The sequence below is a fragment of the Edaphobacter flagellatus genome (assembly GCF_025264665.1).
GTDB classification, from domain to species: domain Bacteria; phylum Acidobacteriota; class Terriglobia; order Terriglobales; family Acidobacteriaceae; genus Edaphobacter; species Edaphobacter flagellatus.
Genome location: NZ_CP073697.1, coordinates 4,206,850 through 4,224,150 on the forward strand (window position 1 = coordinate 4,206,850; position 17,301 = coordinate 4,224,150).

The 17,301-nt window shown below is 59.6% G+C and carries 10 protein-coding genes; 8 read left to right on the top strand and 2 right to left on the bottom strand.

The genetic code is table 11. The features are described 5' to 3' along the window. Window positions 1-414 precede the first annotated feature (414 nt). Complete coding sequence (locus KFE13_RS17600; RefSeq protein ID WP_313900662.1) at window positions 415-2,532, top strand: TolC family protein; 2,118 nt, start codon at window positions 415-417, stop codon at window positions 2,530-2,532. A 140-nt stretch (window positions 2,533-2,672) separates the two neighbouring features. Next, window positions 2,673-4,832, top strand: coding sequence for a thioredoxin domain-containing protein (locus tag KFE13_RS17605; RefSeq protein WP_260704899.1), 2,160 nt, complete (start codon window positions 2,673-2,675; stop codon window positions 4,830-4,832). A gap of 11 nt (window positions 4,833-4,843) precedes the next feature. Here the strand turns inward: KFE13_RS17605 and KFE13_RS17610 are convergent, their stop codons facing one another. Next, the gene (locus tag KFE13_RS17610; protein WP_260704900.1) at window positions 4,844-5,782 is read right to left on the bottom strand and encodes a mechanosensitive ion channel family protein; all 939 of its coding nucleotides are present in this window, start codon (window positions 5,780-5,782) and stop codon (window positions 4,844-4,846) included. A 100-nt stretch (window positions 5,783-5,882) separates the two neighbouring features. On the opposite strand from KFE13_RS17610, the gene KFE13_RS17615 reads away from it, so the two are divergent. Next, window positions 5,883-6,287, top strand: a complete 405-nt coding sequence (locus KFE13_RS17615) for a hypothetical protein (protein WP_260704901.1) — start codon at window positions 5,883-5,885, stop codon at window positions 6,285-6,287. Then, window positions 6,284-6,670 carry a hypothetical protein gene (locus tag KFE13_RS17620; protein WP_260704902.1) on the top strand — a complete coding sequence of 129 codons (387 nt, stop codon included), beginning with the start codon at window positions 6,284-6,286 and terminating at the stop codon, window positions 6,668-6,670. The genes KFE13_RS17615 and KFE13_RS17620 overlap by 4 nt, the downstream gene beginning before the upstream one ends. 2 nt (window positions 6,671-6,672) lie before the next feature. Here the strand turns inward: KFE13_RS17620 and KFE13_RS17625 are convergent, their stop codons facing one another. Next, window positions 6,673-8,226, bottom strand: a complete 1,554-nt coding sequence (locus KFE13_RS17625; RefSeq protein ID WP_260704903.1) for a S8 family peptidase — start codon at window positions 8,224-8,226, stop codon at window positions 6,673-6,675. Between the two features lie 237 nt (window positions 8,227-8,463). On the opposite strand from KFE13_RS17625, the gene KFE13_RS17630 reads away from it, so the two are divergent. From KFE13_RS17630 to KFE13_RS17645, 4 genes are all read left to right on the top strand, one after another. Beyond that, the gene (locus tag KFE13_RS17630; protein ID WP_260704904.1) at window positions 8,464-10,773 is read left to right on the top strand and encodes a sodium-translocating pyrophosphatase; all 2,310 of its coding nucleotides are present in this window, start codon (window positions 8,464-8,466) and stop codon (window positions 10,771-10,773) included. A 204-nt stretch (window positions 10,774-10,977) separates the two neighbouring features. Beyond that, on the top strand, window positions 10,978-13,164 hold the full coding sequence (locus KFE13_RS17635; RefSeq protein WP_260704905.1) for an alpha-ketoacid dehydrogenase subunit alpha/beta: 2,187 nt from the start codon (window positions 10,978-10,980) through the stop codon (window positions 13,162-13,164). 96 nt (window positions 13,165-13,260) lie between these two features. Next, window positions 13,261-15,417 carry a DUF1800 domain-containing protein gene (locus KFE13_RS17640; RefSeq protein WP_260704906.1) on the top strand — a complete coding sequence of 719 codons (2,157 nt, stop codon included), beginning with the start codon at window positions 13,261-13,263 and terminating at the stop codon, window positions 15,415-15,417. 314 nt (window positions 15,418-15,731) lie between these two features. Then, on the top strand, window positions 15,732-16,988 hold the full coding sequence (locus tag KFE13_RS17645) for a DUF1501 domain-containing protein (RefSeq protein ID WP_260704907.1): 1,257 nt from the start codon (window positions 15,732-15,734) through the stop codon (window positions 16,986-16,988). The last annotated feature ends 313 nt before the right edge of the window (window positions 16,989-17,301 follow it).

Genomic DNA, 17,301 nt, shown 5'->3' on the forward strand with positions numbered 1-17,301 from the left:
GCTTCATTTTGCACGGTATCACGAAGAGAATGCGAATACAGAACAGTCCCGCAGAGCAGTGAACAGGTGGGATTGATATACTTAGCGCGTCGCAACTCAGTGAAAAAAATAGTGTAGACGGTGGAACGAAGCGAAGTAGGACTGCGTATCAGTGGCCATCCGTCTTTCTTCGGTTCGGAAAAAGAGTGTCAGACCGGTAACGATGATTTAAAGAGTCCTCGGATAGATACCAAACGTCTTAAGAAGCTACGGATGCAAAATCTGGTTCAGAAAAGCCACTGAAGTTTAGAGGCACTCAGGCCTGCTACTCGTAGTGTGAGTCCAGCCAGAGAAAACTTTGTGAGATCCGGCGATCATGCCCTGGCATGGCGTCCCGGGTAAATGAAACCGGTGAGAAGAGTTGGAGAGCGTATCGTGAGAGTAAAGGACATGCAGGCAGCAGTAAGCACCGTTTTGCTGCTGATGAGCGTGAGCACACAACCAGTCATGGCGCAGCAAACCGCGCCGAGCCCAACCACTCCGGCACCGGCACAGCAGACCGTAACCGACACAACGGGTACACCCGGCCTGCCACAGGCTCCGGCCCCCAAGTTGACTGAGCCGCTTTATCTGCGGAACACGAAGGTGGACTATACCCAGCCAAAGAGCCACCTCTGGAATCCCCTTGCTCCCTATACCACGACCACCGTGCCCCAGGAGCGGCTGGGCAACACGGCAAGGCTCGATCAGCTATTGCGTGACGGCAAGATCTATCTGAGCCTCTCCGACGCTGTGACCCTGGCTCTTGAGAACAACTACGATATCGAGATCGCGCGTATAAACCTCGATATCGCTGATACCGATATCCTGCGTACGAGGGGTGGTTCAACCCTGCGTGGTGTCTCGACTGGCCTTGTCGCCAACACACTCGGCGGTACGACATCGACGATCACCGGCGGCGGCGGCCCTGGAGGAACCTCGACCTCCTCGGGTGGCAGCGGCGCCGGCGCATCGGGCCTCGTGCTGAGCACCAATGGTGGTGGTCCGGCGGTAGAACAGCTTGACCCCGTGCTGACCGGAAACATCCAGTACGATGCCTCCAACACCCAGCAGACCACGACCTTCATCACCGGAACGGACACGCTGAAACAGAACACCGGAACCTACAACTTCGGATATCAGCAGGGCTTCCTCACCGGAACGCTGTTCAACTTCACCTTCAACAATTCGCGTACGACGACCAACAGCATCCGGTCCAACTACAGCCCGCAGGTGAACTCCTACTTCCAGGCCAAGGCAACGCAGCACCTGTTGCAAGGCTTCGGACCCTGGCTCAACGGCCGCTATATTCTGCAGGCGAAGAACGACCGTCGCATCACCGACTCCGCCTTCCGTCAGCAGCTTCTCTACACCGTCACCCAGGTGGAGAACATCTACTGGGGCCTGGTGAGCGCTTATGAGGACGAGCAGGCCAAAGAACGCGCTCTCACGCAATCCACACAGTTGACCTCCGATAACCGCAAGCAGCTTGAGATTGGCACACTGGCTCCGCTCGACGTCGTAAACTCCGATTCACAGGTAGCGGCCGACAAGCAGGCCCTCGTCGCTTCGCAGACCAATCTTGAGTACCAGCAGCTTCTGATGAAGCAGGCCATTGCGCGCAATCTGAATGATCCGCAGCTTTCGGCTGCTCCAGTGATTCCTACCGATCGCGTTGGACTGGATCGCCTTCCGGAAGAAGACACCCCCATCGAAGATCTTGTTCGTCAGGCCTACGCCAACAATCCTCAGATTGAGCAGGCCACGCTGAACATGAAGAACAACGAGATCACGATCAAGGCCTTTAAAAACGGTTTGCTGCCGACGGTAGATGCTTATGCCTACTATGGTGGATCGGCTCTCGGTGGTGCACAGAACCCGGCTCTTGCCTGCGGAACGGATACCAATGGCAATCCGATCACCTGCCCGCCCGGCACGGTGAAAAACACGGGCTATAGCGATGCGCTGAGCAACGCCTTCAACAATACCTATCCCGATAAAGGCGTGGGTGTAAACATTACCATCCCGTTGCGCAACCGTGTTGCACAGGCCGACCAGGCTCGTTCGCAGATGGAGTATCGTCAGTCGCAGATGCGTCTGCAGCAGCTCTACACGCAGATCCGCATTCAAGTCATCAACGGCCAATACGCGCTGACGAACGACCGTGCGCAGGTGCAGGCAGCCCAGGCCGCTCGCGACTTTGCTGCACAGAGCCTGGACGCCGAGCAGAAGAAATACAAGCTTGGCGCCTCGACAACCGCATTGGTTCTCCAGCAGCAACGCAATCTGGCAACCGCAGACAACAATCTGATCTCGTCAACGGCTGCTTACGCCAGAGACCGCGTGGCGCTTGGTCAGCTGCTCTCAAACCTGCTGGATAAGTACGGCATCAATATTCAGGACGCAGCAACCGGCAATATCACGCAGCCGCCGGTGGTTCCGGGCCTGACGGCTCCTAAGCAGCCTGAGGCGCCGAAGCCGATTTCAACCACTCCTGCACCACCTCAGCAATAAATTGACGTGGTAGTATCTCCACATAAGCCCGGGCCCCCTGTGGGACCGGGTTTTCTCTTTTGAGCGAACGTTTCTGTTTCTTGCCGGTGTCACTGCAGGGACAACAGATGAAAGAGTGACTCGACTACACTTAGATAGACATGGAACAGAAACAGGAAGAGAAACAGTTGAATGGATTATCGAAGGCAGCCTCTGCCTATCTTCGCTCGGCGATGCATCAGCCGGTTGACTGGCACGAGTGGAGCGAGGAGGCCTTTGCCCTCGCAGCCGAGGAGAACAAGCCGATCCTTCTGGATATCGGGGCTGTCTGGTGTCACTGGTGCCATGTTATGGATCGCGAGTCCTACGAGAATGAGGAGACTGCGAAGCTCATTAACGAGCATTACGTTGCGGTCAAGGTAGATCGAGACGAGCGCCCCGACGTGGATGCGCGCTATCAGGCTGCTGTCGCTGCCATCAGCGGACAGGGCGGCTGGCCGTTGACCGCTTTCCTGACTCCTGAAGGTAAACCGTATTTTGGCGGCACATATTTTCCGCCGGACGACCGGCACGGCCGCCCCGGCCTTCCGCGCGTGCTGCGGACCATGGCTGAGGCCTTCCGCAAGCGCCGCGATGAAGTGAACGAATCGGCTGGAAGCGTCATGGCGGCTATCGAGCACAACGAGAGCTTCATGGGGCGCATTGGAAATCCCGGCCCGGAGCTTGTGGCCAAGCTGGTAAATGCCATCCTGAAGCAGTTCGACGCACGCTCCGGTGGCTTCGGTTCGCAGCCCAAGTTTCCGCATTCGGGCGCCATCGACCTCCTGCTCGACGCCTCTTCGCGTGTCTCCGTCGGGGATGGAGAAGTCGTCGGCGAACAGTCAAAAAATGCTGCCATGTCGACCCTGCAGAAGATGTCGCGCGGCGGCATCTACGATCATCTTGCCGGAGGGTTCCATCGCTACTCCGTCGACGACCGATGGGTCGTGCCGCACTTCGAAAAGATGGCCTACGACAACAGCGAGCTGCTGAAGAACTATGTTCACGGCTTTCAAAGCTTCGTAGAGCTGGACTTCGCACGCGTCGCCAAAGAAATTATTCGTTGGATGGATGAGTGGCTGAGCGATCGGGCCCGCGGCGGGTTCTACGCTTCACAGGATGCCGACTTCTCGCTCGACGACGATGGCGACTACTTCACCTGGACGCGCGAGGAAGCGGCGGATGTGCTCTCCGTCGAAGAGCTGGCCGTCGCCAGCGCCTACTACGACATCGGCGAGATCGGCGACATGCACCACAATCCCGCGAAGAACGTTCTGCACATTCGTGGGACCATCGAGGGCGTTGCCAAATCCAACGGTATCTCCGTCGACCGTGCAAAGGAGCTGCTCGCTTCAGCGAAAGAAAAGATGTATGCGGCGCGCTTGAAGCGCCCCACACCCTACGTCGATAAGACGGTCTACGTTAGCTGGAACGGCATGTGCATTTCGGCCTACCTCGAAGCGGGCCGCGTTCTCGATCTTCCTGAAGTACGCGCCTTTGCGCTGAAGTCGCTTGATCGTGTGTTGATGCATGCGTGGGACCCGCAGCGTGGCTTGGCTCATGTTGTTGCCTACGGAGAAGGCGAGACTGCCCGGCAGCGGATCGCAGGCATCCTCGACGACTATGTTTTTCTCGGCCATGCAGCCTTGGACGCATGGGAGATGACCGGCGAGATGCGTTACTTCAGCGCGGCACAGGCGATTGCCGATGCCATTGTTCAACGCTTTTACGATCCCGTCAGCGGAGGATTCTTCGACACCGAGACAGCTGCCGATGGTGAGAAACGGATCGGCGCCCTCGCAACACGGCGCAAGCCATTGCAGGACACGCCTACTCCTGCGGGCAATCCCGTCGCTGCCGCGCTGTTGCTTCGTCTTGAGGCGCTGAATGGACGCGAAGACTACGCTGTGAAGGCCCTCGATACGCTTGAGACCTTTGCGGGCATCGTCGAGCACTTCGGGCTGTATGCCTCCAGTTACGGTCTGGCGCTGCAGCGTATGGTGCAACGGCCGGTGCAGATATGCATCATCGGCGATGGTGCCGATGCACGCCGGCTTGAGGCGGTTGCGCTGGCCCGCTATGCGGTAAACAAGAGCGTCATTCGCTTCCGCCGCGATCAGCTTGCCGAACTGCCGCCTATGCTTGCCGAAACCCTGCCGCATCTGCCGCAGTTGAAAGACCCTGCATCAGGAAGCATCGCAGTCGTGTGCAACGGCAAGGGTTGCCTCCCGCCCGTGCACACCGTCGATGAGCTGATCGCTGCCATGAATCAGGCCCTGTAAGCCGCAGCCGGTTAGGTTTTGATTGCCGGTTGTTGTGGCGCAGCCGTAGGGTCTGCCTTCTGAGTAAGCACCATGTTGGTGGTCACACCCAGGGGGATGCCTTCTTTATCGAAGGCGAGAATGATGCGTCGGCGCAGTTCGCGCAACACCGGATCGCGCTGGTTTGCACGCACACGGATGTTGATCGGATAAATCACCTCGCGTCCTCGTATATCGTTCACGCCAAGGATGTCAGGATCATTGATGGCAATATCCTTGAACGCCGAGTCGTTGCGGATCTCGCCTGCCACCTTGCGTAGGAGAGCCATGACCTGATCAGGATTCGCGCTGGCGTCGACAGAAACGGGCAGCGATGCGATAGAGAAATCGCGTGACAGATTCGCAACGACGCCGATCTGGCTGTTGGGAATGACATAAAGTGTCCCATCGCTGTCGCGCAGCCGCGTGCTCCGCAAAGAAAGCGCCTCCACCGTACCCTTCTGGCCAGCGATCGTAATCACCTCGCCGACGTTGTACTGGTCTTCCAGCAAAATGAAGATTCCATTAATCATGTCCTTAAAAACAGACTGTGCCCCCAGGCCAACGCCAACACCCAGGATGCCGGCCGACGCCAGAATCGGCTGATAGGGGATATCGAAGATCGTCAGCACTTGAAGAAAAGCGAGAAAGCCCAACACGCCATAGGCCGTTGCCCGCAGGATCGACGCCATCGTCCGAAGCTGTGCCGCGCGACGGAAGTTGCCCACCTGCTGCTCGGCCCTCTGGTTCAGACGTTTGACGAAGAATTGAACGACCCTCCACAAAATGAAGAAGATAATCAGCACGGCCACCAGCTTTGGCAGCTTTGTGCTGATGAAGGACGCAATATCCTGGTGCCATTCTGAGGCCAGGATGCGGGAGAGCCGTTCGTCCTGGGCAATCTCTTGCGGTGTAAACGTCAGAAGGAGCATGATACAAACAACTCGCTTTCGCTAAAGGTCTGCATCCAGAATGCAGGAGTTGCTCTGCTGAATGCAAAAGTACAGTCAGGCAAGGGAAGGAGGGCTACAGATGAGAAAACAATGGTTAGGGTACGGAACGCTGACAGTTCTCGTCGCCGCCTCGTGCACTCTTGGTTTTGGCCAGCGGTCCGGCAGTGGTAGCACCACAACAACGATGCAGCCTCCCGCTACATCCACCTACCCACCTGTTATGTCCCCGATGGGAGGAATCAGTCCAGCTGCAGGCGACATTCCCGACATGATGAATGGCCGCATCGCTGCGCAGCAGGCCAAAACTCGTAACTTCGAGCGGCAAAAAAAACTGGAATCCGACACGCAAAAGCTGGTAGGGTTGGTGACCGACCTGAAGGCACAGGTCCAGGGCGATAAGCAGCTATCACCCGCCGATATCAGCAAACGGGCCGAAGAGATTGAAAAACTGGCCCGTAGCGTGAAAGACAGGATGAAGGGATGAAACACGCAGTTGGATGGATCGTTTTGGCTCTGCTGATGTGTAGTTTCCAGGCAGTTCCAAAGATACAAGCCCAGCAGGGGGCAATCTCTACAAGTTCAGCTATTCAAGCAATGCCCGCCACCGTCGGCGGGCATTCCTCTTGGATGAATGCTTATCTCGACATTCTCTCTGCTCGCATGATCAACGAGCGCAGGCAGCAACAAAACGCCAATCGACAGAAGCAAATCGAGACCGACACAAGCCGCCTTGTAGATCTGGCGACGGATCTCGAAAAGCAGATGCAGGGAGAGAAGACGTTATCTCCGGAAGACCTCGGCAAGCGCGCCGCAGAGATCGAAAAGCTCGCCCGCAGCGTGCGTGAGCACATGAGGGGCAGCTCCTGACGCTATTTGTATAACAACGCTGCTGGCAGATTGATCTCCAGTGCTGGCAGTGTGGGTGTGGCCGGAGTCGCGGTTGCTCGCAGGGCCGTGACAATCGTAGCCGCGTCCCATTCAGAATGCGCCGCGCGCAGCAGTGCTGCCGCGCCCGCAACCAGTGGAGCTGAAGCGCTGGTACCGATTGCCTGCACATAGGCAGAGTGGCCAAGGTTGAAGCAGCCGAAGCTATGCTGGTGGTCGGCCGGAAGTCCATCCTGTGTACCCGGTATGCCTGAGCTGCACGCCCCCCGCACCCATCCGCTCACGGCCATCTCACCCCCCATCGGATAGCTGCCTCCCGGAGCAGCCAGTGCATTCAGCGGTGCTCCATAGTTGGAGTAATAGCTCAGCGAAAGTGGTCCCGCCTTGCACATGGCCCCGTTCTGCGTATCCTCCATGCAGTCCGGATTCGTAGAGGCGACCACGGCGAGCACTCCCCGCGCTTGTGCCGGAATCTCGATATAGCGTGGATTGGCGAGGTTGTAGCCATCGTTGCCTGCTGCCGCCACCAGCACCGCGCCAGCCTGCATCGCTGCATAGGTCACACGGTCGAACGCAGTCTTCGTTCCCGCGCCGTCTCCTGTTGCAAGATCGATCGTGGTTCCCAACGACATCGAGATCACATCGGCGTGGTTTGCAATCGCATCGTCGATGCCCTGGATCACCCAGCTCAAAAGACCACTGGCCGTGCCTGCTACGCAGCGGTCCGTGTCTGTGCCTCCGCTCATCGCAGCCGGTACACGCTCCAGCACCTTGATGTTGAGAATTGTCGCCGCAGGAGCCACACCAATCACGCGGCCAGTGCCCGGCCCCAGAGCAGCCGCAGCAAGCGATGCCGTCCATGTGCCATGTCCCGCCTGATCGCGCGGAGAGCCGTCATCGCAGATGCTCGGCAACGCGCTCTGATCCACCTCAGACAGGTTGAGCGCCAGGTTTGGCGCCAGGTCGGGATGCGATGCATCCACGCCACTGTCGAGGATGGCAATGCGAACCCCCTTGCCCGTCGTCGTGTCCCACGGACCATGTATCGGCCCTCCCGGAACATTGTTTCCATACCCTCCGGCCTGACGTACTGCCCATCCCTGCGGTGAGTTGTAATAGGTATCAAAAGCCGCCGCCCCGATGGCAACAGAGAAGACCGGCTCAGGCAAGGCAGGAGCAACACGAACCCTGTGCGCCGTTACGATGCGGTCGTGCAGCACGTACTCCACTCCGGGTTGCGCAGCCAGCCGCTGCATCGTCGCACGGTCGTCTCCAATTTGATAACCATGCACGCGGGCCTCAGGTCGTCGCGCGACCGTGATGGTGACCATACCAAGCTGCTCGTGCCTCGCCAGCACTCTCCCGCCCGCAGCCGCTATGCGAGCCTCGACATCGCCGGGAACTCCTGTCTGCTGGTAGACCACGATATAGCGGTCGGGCACAATCCCGGTCGAATCCGCCGCACTCTGCGCGCCGACATGCACGGCAGAAAGAACAAGAATTGGCAGAAAACTGCAAAGACGGCGGCAGATCGACACAGGAAATTACCTCGGCGGTTGACTCTTCTCTCCTATAGATCGGCACGAGTGAAAAAGACTCGAGAGCAATCCCTGCGGATGTGCTATTACTTGGGTCAATGTTCCCCCGTTCGATAACCGGTGGAACCCTTCGAGTACATTGACCCTGTTTAGAGACCCATGCTCTAATTGCGCCTTCAATGAAAGCACCCCTTCATCTGTCGAACTGAAGTTGGTAAATCGCAAGGAGATCAGTGCATGCATCATGTAGTAAGCGGGATAGCTTTGTTTGTTCAGGAGACGCCTTTTACTCCTGCCGTAACGGATGGAAGTGATGGAAGAGTCTGGCTTTGGGTGGCGCTGGGCGTGGGTGTGCTGGCCCTGCTTGCAGCCTTCATGCTGGCCCGTACAGTGATTGCGGCTGATACCGGCACAGCCGATATGCAATTGATCTCAAATGCGATACGCGAGGGTGCCGAGGCATTCCTGCGCAGGCAGTACAGAACCATCGGCACGATCGCTGTCGTTCTGGCCATCGTGGTCTTCATCGGTTACCACCTCTCCGACAGGACCGCTCCTTATGCGCTCAAGACAGTGATTAGTTTCCTCGTCGGTGCTCTCTGTTCCGCGGCTGCCGGATACACCGGCATGTACTGCTCCATCCGTGCCAACATCCGCACCGCCTCTGCCGCACGCTCCAGCCTCAACCAGGCGCTCCAGATGGCCCTGCGCGGAGGAGCCGTTACCGGCCTCGTCGTTGTCGCGCTCTCGCTGCTTGGTGTCGGTATTCTCTTCCTCTTCTTCGGCGGCCTGGAGAACCCGCAGACGGTCCCCTACCAGCTCGTCGGCTTCGGCTTCGGAGCCTCCCTCGTCGCTCTCTTCGCCCAGCTCGGCGGAGGCATCTATACCAAGGCAGCCGACGTCGGCGCCGACCTCGTCGGTAAAGTCGAAGCCGGCATCCCCGAAGACGATCCACGCAACCCGGCCGTCATCGCCGACCTCGTCGGAGACAACGTTGGCGACTGCGCTGGGCGCGGTGCCGACCTCTTCGAATCGACCGCAGCCGAAAACGTCGGCGCCATGATCCTCGGCGCGGCGCTCTATCCTGTATTCGGCGTCAAGGGCATCCTCTTTCCGCTCATCGTTCACGCCATCAACCTGATCGCCAGCACAGCGGGCGTCTTCATTGTGAAGTCATCTGAGAACGAAGACCCGATGCACGCGCTCAATCGCGGCTTCTACCTCACCTCCGGGCTCGCGCTTGCGGGCCTCGCCGGAGCGGTCTACACCATGCTCAACGGTCCTGGCGTCCAGCCGATGTGGCTGCTCGGCTGTGGCATCATCGGCCTCGGAACCGCATTCCTCTTCGTCTGGATCACCGAGTACTACACCGAATCCAACTTCCGCCCCGTCAAGTCCATCGCCGAGGCTTCGCTCACCGGCCCGGCCACCAACATCATCAGCGGCATTGCCGTCGGTATGGAAACTCCCGCTCTCCCCGTCATCGTCATCTCCGCCGCGCTGCTTCTCAGCTACTACTTTGGAGTGCGAGCCCTCGCAGGAATCTCCGGCGTTGGCGACTACGAAAAGGGAATCTACGGAACCGCGATTGCCACCATGGGCATGCTCAGTTGCGCGGCCTACATCCTCGCAATGGACACCTTCGGCCCCATCACTGACAACGCCGGCGGCATCATCGAGATGTCGCATCAGCCGCATGAGATCCGCGAGCGTACCGATAAGCTCGACTCCGCAGGCAACACCACCAAGGCGCTCACCAAGGGCTACGCCATCGGCTCGGCATCGCTCGCAGCCTTTCTGCTCTTCTCGGCCTACCTTGAAGAGATCAAGACCATCGTCGTCGATAAGGTCACACACGCAGGTGGCTATCTTCCCGATGGCTGGACCTTTTCCAACGTCAACCTCGCGCAGGTGCCCGTCTTCGTCGGCGCGTTGCTCGGCGCGATGCTGACCTATCTTTTCAGCTCGCTCGCTATCAAGGCCGTAGGACGCACGGCGCAGATGGTCGTGCAGGACGTGCGCGCGCAGTTCAAAGAGAACCCTGGCATCATGGAAGGAACCTCCAAGCCCGACTACGGACGCTGCGTCTCCATCGTTACCGGAGCCGCCCTGCGCGAGATGGTCGTTCCCGGCATCCTTGCCGTCGGACTTCCCGTAGCCGTCGGACTCATCTTCCGCCACTTCAGTGGCAGCTATCAGGCAAGTAACGCCATGTATGCTCCGGGCACCATCCTGCCTGTGCCTGCTATTGGAGGCAAGGCCGTCAATCTCGCCGGTGCTGAGGCCGTTGCGGGTCTTCTGATGGTGGGAACCATCTCCGGCGTCCTGCTGGCCATGCTGATGAACAACAGCGGCGGAGCCTGGGACAACGCGAAGAAGTTTATCGAGACCGGCCAGTACGGCGGCAAGAAGAGCGATGCCCACAAAGCAGCCGTTGTCGGCGATACCGTCGGCGATCCCTTCAAGGACACCGCCGGTCCAAGCCTTCACGTGCTCATCAAGCTGTTGGCGACAATTACTCTCGTCCTCGCACCATTGTTTGTCTAACGTTGCAGCCAGACGAAATCGTCAGTCAACAAGGGAGCGGCCATTCAAAGTGGTCGCTCCTCTTTTTATTTTTAAGAACCGTTTTATACCTTTCAAACATCGCCTTTTGTATATCCTGCATATCTTTTCGGTGAGGCCAATCCGCTGGATTAACCGGTACAATCTTCTTCGGCAGTGCTCGTCCGGGCTGCCGAGGGTAGGTGCATGGCTCGTCAGTCTTCAAGCAGCGTAGTGGAAAAGAAAAAATCCGCAGACGTCGTCGCAGGAACATCGTTGACGCGTGAGCAGTTAGTGGAGTTCTACCGGCTGATGTATCTCTCGCGTCGCACCGACGACCGCGAGATCGTACTCAAGCGCCAGCAGAAGATCTTCTTCCAGATATCCTGTGCGGGCCACGAAGCTCTGCTCGTCGCGGCAGCCATGGCCATGCGTCCCGGCTATGACTGGTTCTTTCCCTACTATCGCGACCGCGCACTCTGCCTCGCATTGGGCAACACCGTCGAAGATCAATTGCTGCAGGCCGTCGGTGCCGCCGACGATCCCGCAAGCGGCGGACGCCAGATGCCGTCGCACTGGTCCAGCCCGAAGCTGCACATCGTCAATCCCTCGTCGTCCACTGCAACGCAGTGCCTGCACGCCGTGGGCTGCGCCGAGGCTGGCCGCTACTTCTCGAAGCATCCCGAGGCTGCTGCAAAGCACGAAGGCGACTACCGCCAGTTCAAGAACGTCAGCTTCCACGGCGACGAAGTCGTCTACACCTCCATCGGCGAAGGCTCCACCAGCCAGGGTGAGTTCTGGGAGTCGCTCAACACTGCCAGCAACGGCAAGCTGCCCGTCCTCTACGTCGTCGAAGACAACGGCTACGCCATCTCCACCCCGGTCGAAGCCAACACGCCCGGCGGAAACATCTCGCGGCTCGTCGCCAATTTCCCGAACTTCCACTTCGCCGAGATCGACGGCACCGATCCCATCGCCAGCTACAACGCGATGGTCGAAGCCGTAGCCTGGTGCCGCGCCGGCAAGGGCCCTGCGCTCGTACATGGACATGTCATCCGTCCCTACTCGCACTCACTCTCTGACGATGAGCGGCTTTATCGCTCCGCCGCCGAGCTCGAAGCCGACGCACTGCGCGACCCCATCTCACGCATGCAGATGTGGCTGCTGCGTGAAGGCATCCTCGATGCCGAAGCGATCAATCGTCTCGAGCGTCAGGTCGACGAAGAAGTGCAGCGTGCGGCCGACAAGGCTGTCATTGCTAAACTGCCCACACCGGACACCATCCTTAAGCACGTCTACTCCGAAGACCTCACGCCGATGGACGCTCGCTTCGACCGCGAGCCTGAGAAGACGGCCGACTCCAGTGAGCGCACCATGGCCGATCTCATCAACGCCTGCCTCAAAGACGAGATGCGGCGCGATCCGCGTATCGTCGTCTTCGGCGAAGATGTCGCCGACGCCACACGCGACGAGCCTTTGCGCGAAGGCAAGCTGAAAGGGAAGGGAGGCGTCTTCAAGCTCACTTCCGGTCTCCAGCTTGAGTTCGGCAACGACCGCGTCTGGAACTCGCCGCTCGCCGAAGCCAACATCGTAGGCCGCGCCATCGGCATGGCCGTCCGCGGCCTCAAGCCCGTTGTCGAGATTCAGTTCTTCGACTACATCTGGCCCGCAATGCACCAGATGCGCAACGAGCTCTCCGTTCTCCGCTGGCGCTCCAATGGAACCTTCAGCTGCCCGCTCGTCATGCGCGTTCCCATCGGCGGCTATCTCACCGGAGGCTCCATCTATCACTCGCAGTCCGGCGAAAGCATCTTCACGCACACGCCCGGCGTGCGTATCGTCATGCCGTCGAACGCGCTCGATGCACTCGGTCTGCTGCGCACCGCCATTCGCTGCGACGACCCCGTGCTCTTCCTTGAGCACAAGCGCCTCTACCGCGAAACCTTCGGCCGTGCCGTCTATCCCGGCCCGGACTACACCATCCCCTTCGGCAAGGCTCGAATCGCGCGCTCCGGCAAAGACGTCACCGTGATCACCTACGGAGCCGTCGTTCCACGCGCACTCCAGGCCGCACAAAAGATCCACCGCGACAAAGGCATCGACGTCGAAGTCATCGACCTGCGCTCCCTCTCTCCTTACGATTGGGAAGCCATCGCCGAAAGCGTACGCAAGACCAACCGCGTTATCGTTGCGCACGAAGATATGATGAGCTGGGGCTACGGAGCCGAGATCGCCGCGCGTATTGCCGACGAGCTCTTCCACGATCTCGATGCTCCCGTTCGTCGCGTCGCCGCCATGGATACCTTCGTGGCCTATCAGCCGCTGCTCGAAGACGTTATCCTGCCCCAACCGGAGGATCTGTACCGCGCCATCGGCGACCTGGCAGCGTTCTAAGTCCGCTTTCAACGCCTACGAACGCAACTGCCGCTCCATGCGCGTGTCAGTACCTGTGCAGCCCACGTTCGCTTCCGGCGCGGCAAGGGGAAAAGTATGTCTCACGTGAAGTCTTTCAGCCGCCGCATCCACAGCTCGTTTGAGGCCGGCATAGCCACCGGCCTCTGCGCTCTGCTGCTCCTGCAGCCTCTGCCCGCTTCAGCCGCAAAGAAGAAAAAGATACCCCCAAGCACGCAACTCCAGAGCGACGAACGCATCCTGCACGCGCTTAACCGCTTCACCTTCGGCCCGCGCCCCGGCGACATCGACCGCGTCCGCCAGATCGGCCTCGACCGCTGGTTCGACCAGCAGCTTCACCCCGCCAAAATCGACGACTCCGCCCTCGACGCCCGCCTCGACAGCTTTCCCGCCATGAAGCTCCAGCAAGCCGAGCTTCTCCACCGCTATCCCAGCCCGCAGGTTCTCCGTCAGGTGATGGACGGCCGCCTCCCCATGCCCACCGACCCTGTCGAAGCTGCCATCTACCGCGACGGCATCGCCCGCTATCAGCAGGCCAAGGCCAAACAGGATGCCGCGCAGAAGTCTGCCGAGATGGCGAAGAACGATCCACAATCCATGAACAAGGCAGACGACGATCAAGTCACGGCATTCCCCGGTGACCGAGTCGATCCCGCAACGCCCGCCATGTCTGCCCACGAAGAGCAGCTCTACTCCGGCCTCGAAGCCATCAAGATCGTCAACCTCCCGCCCGAGCAGAGGATGCAGCGCATCCTCTCCATGACTCCCGCCGAGCTCGCCGTCTTCCGCCGCAGCCTCACTCCCGCCGAACTCGCCGCCGCCGGTGAAGGACTCACCCCGCAGCAACGTGAAATCCTCATGGCCCTTGGCGGAGGCCCGCGTCTCGTCGGCTCCGAAGTCCTCGCCACGCGTCTCATCCGGGACGTCTACTCCGAACGCCAGCTCGAAGCCGTCATGACCGACTTCTGGCTCAACCACTTCAACGTCTACATTCGCAAGAACCAGAACGAGCCTTACCTCCTTCCCGCCTACGAGCGCGACACCATCCGTCCGCACGCTCTCGGCAAGTTTGAAGACCTCCTCGTCACCACCGCCAAAAGCCCCGCGATGCTGCTCTATCTCGACAACGCACAGAGCATCGGCCCCAACTCCATCGCTGCCACACGAGGAGCCCGAGCCCGCGCCTTGATGCCCGCGAACCCCGCGGCCAAAGGACGCCCACAAGGACTCAACGAAAACTATGCCCGCGAGCTGATGGAGCTCCACACCCTCGGCGTCAACGGCGGTTACACGCAGGCCGACGTCACGCAAGTTGCACGCGTCTTTACTGGTTGGACTGTCGAGCCTCTCCGCAACGGCGAGTTCCAGTTCGAAGAGCGCCGTCACGAGCCCGGCACCAAAACCGTTCTCGGCACGCAGATCCACGAAGGCGGCGAGCGCGAAGGACTCCAGGTGCTGCACATGCTGGCCACCAGTCCGGCTACTGCAAAATTTGTCTCCCGCAAACTCGCCATCCGCTTCGTCAGCGACGATCCGCCACAGTCGCTCATCGACGCCATGTCCGCCGCCTGGCTCGCCAGCAACGGAGATATCGCCACTGTCCTGCGGACCATGTTTGACGCACCCGAGTTCTGGTCACAGCAGGTCTACCGCGCCAAGATGAAGACGCCGCTTGAATTCGTCGTCTCCTCGCTTCGCGCCAGCAACGCCGACGTCACCAACCCGCTCCCGCTCGTCAACGCACTCGACCGCCTGGGCATGCCTCTCTACGGCATGCAGACGCCCAATGGCTACAGCTGGCTCGCCGAGCCCTGGGTCTCGACCGGCGCACTCGTCAATCGCATGAACTTCTCCATCACCCTCGCGGGCGAACGCGTCGGTGGAACCTACATCGACTGGACATCGCTTCTCGCAGCTTCTCCCGCGCAGGTAAAGCCCGCCGCCATGGACGACACGACTTCTTCCGCATCCGCAAAGGAGTCGCAGTTGGAAAAACTTCTCCTCGGTCAGCCTGCCTCCGAGCAAACCCGCTCAACAGTGCTCAATCAGATCGATTCGCAAGCCACACAGCAGGAAGCAGAAAAGCAGTTTGGCATTCGCACCCGCGATGTCGAGCCGATGGGAGCCATCCTCAACGCGGCCGCTCCGGCACAACCGCCGCGTCCTCCAGTCGATCGTGAAGCTGCCACAATGGCCGGCCTGTTACTAGGCTCTCCCGAATTCCAGCGCCGCTAAGGAGGCGCATCGACATATCTGGTTGACTTGAATGATGTGTCATTCCGAGCGAAGGCCATAGGCCGAAGCCGAGGAACCTCCGCATTTCGTATCGGGCAGGCATGAATCTCGATGCCGCCCACACCGTGTCATTCTGAGCGGAACATAGCCGAATCGAAGGATCTGCGGTTTCCCAGTACCCGCAAGGATGGTCGTGTAAGTGACATAAGCACCCTTCAGGAATCCGGGAAGATAAGCGAAACTTACTGATCAGGAGCGAGTTTCTACAGAGTAGGATATAGGCCCAAGATACAAGGCCCCAGGGAGAGAAGAAAATGCCCAGCAACTCCGGAATCACAAGACGAGGCTTCATGAAGGGTGGTGCGCTTGCGCTGGTTGGGACCTCCACCATTCCCAGCTTCCTCTCTCGTAGCGTCCTGGCCGAGGTCACCACGGCGGCTGCCAATCATAAGAAGCTTGTCATCCTCTTCCAGCGCGGTGCTGCCGACGGACTCAACATTGTCGTGCCCTACCGCGAGCCCAACTACTACGCCATGCGGCCCTTCATCGCCATCAAGCAGAACGAGGTCCTCAACCTCGACGGCTTCTTCGGTCTGCATCCCGCTATGGCCTCCTTCAAGCCTCTCTACGAGCAGGGCCATCTAGCCATCGTTCACGCCGCTGGCTCTCCCGACTCCACCCGTTCGCACTTCGACGCACAGGACTACATGGAGAGCGGCACGCCCGGTGTGAAATCCACCGACGACGGTTGGCTGAACCGCGCCCTCCAGGCCGAGCCGCTCGCCAGCAAGCCCTCCGCCTTCCGCGCCGTCGCCCTCGGAACCCAGGTGCCTCGTACCTTGCAGGGCAAAGTCTCCGCCATCGCCGTCAACAACCTCGCCGACTTCTCCGTCGCCGGACGCGGCCCGCAGACCTCACCCATTTCCAACGCCTTTCAGGCCATGTACGACTCCAGCTCCGACTCCATCCTCCACGGCACCGGGCAGGAGACCTTCGAAGCCGTCAAGATGCTCAAGGCCGCCAACCCGGCCAAATATCAGCCCGCTGCCGGCGTCACCTACCCAAACACTCCGTTTGGCAACAGCCTCAAGCAGATCGCCCAGCTTCTTAAAGCCAACCTCGGCGTCGAGGCCGCCTTCTCCGACATCGGCGGCTGGGACACCCACCAGAACCAGGGCAACGTCAACGGCCAGCTCGCCAACCGCCTCCGCGAGTTCTCCGACACCATCGCTGCCTTCTGGCGCGACATGGGCGATGACGCCCAGAACATCACCCTCGTGACGATGTCTGAGTTCGGCCGTACCGCACGCCAGAACGGTACCGGCGGAACCGATCACGGACACGCCAACGTCATGTTCGTCCTCGGCGGCCAGGTTCGTGGAGGCAAGGTCTACGGCAAGTGGCCCGGCCTCGCCAACGAGCAGCTTAACGAGGGGCGTGACCTCGCCGTCACCACCGACTTCCGCCGTGTCCTCGGCGAAGCCGCCTATAAAACCCTCGGCTCCCGTAATCTGGATCTTGTTTTCCCCGGCGGCAAGGTCGATCCCTCCCAGTTCCTCAACATCGTCTAAAATAGCTATCTAACTGATTCTGCGTGATATTTTCCACAACCCTTACCGGGACCCGGTAGGGGTTGTCTGTCTTGATACATTTTTTTGAATATGAGCCATCATTCAATTCAAAAAAATGGAAAACCCGCACAACTTTTATCGCACACCAGCGTCTTATTGAATGTAACAAGCAATTGCCGAGGTTAGCAGTTCCCACAGCTTCGGTTTCCCATATCCGCAAGGCAACTTCCCCACCAATATGAGGCCCTCAGAACACCGAGGGCCTTCTCTCCTTAAAGCTCCAACTCGATAAACGCCCGCCCGCGCATAGCGG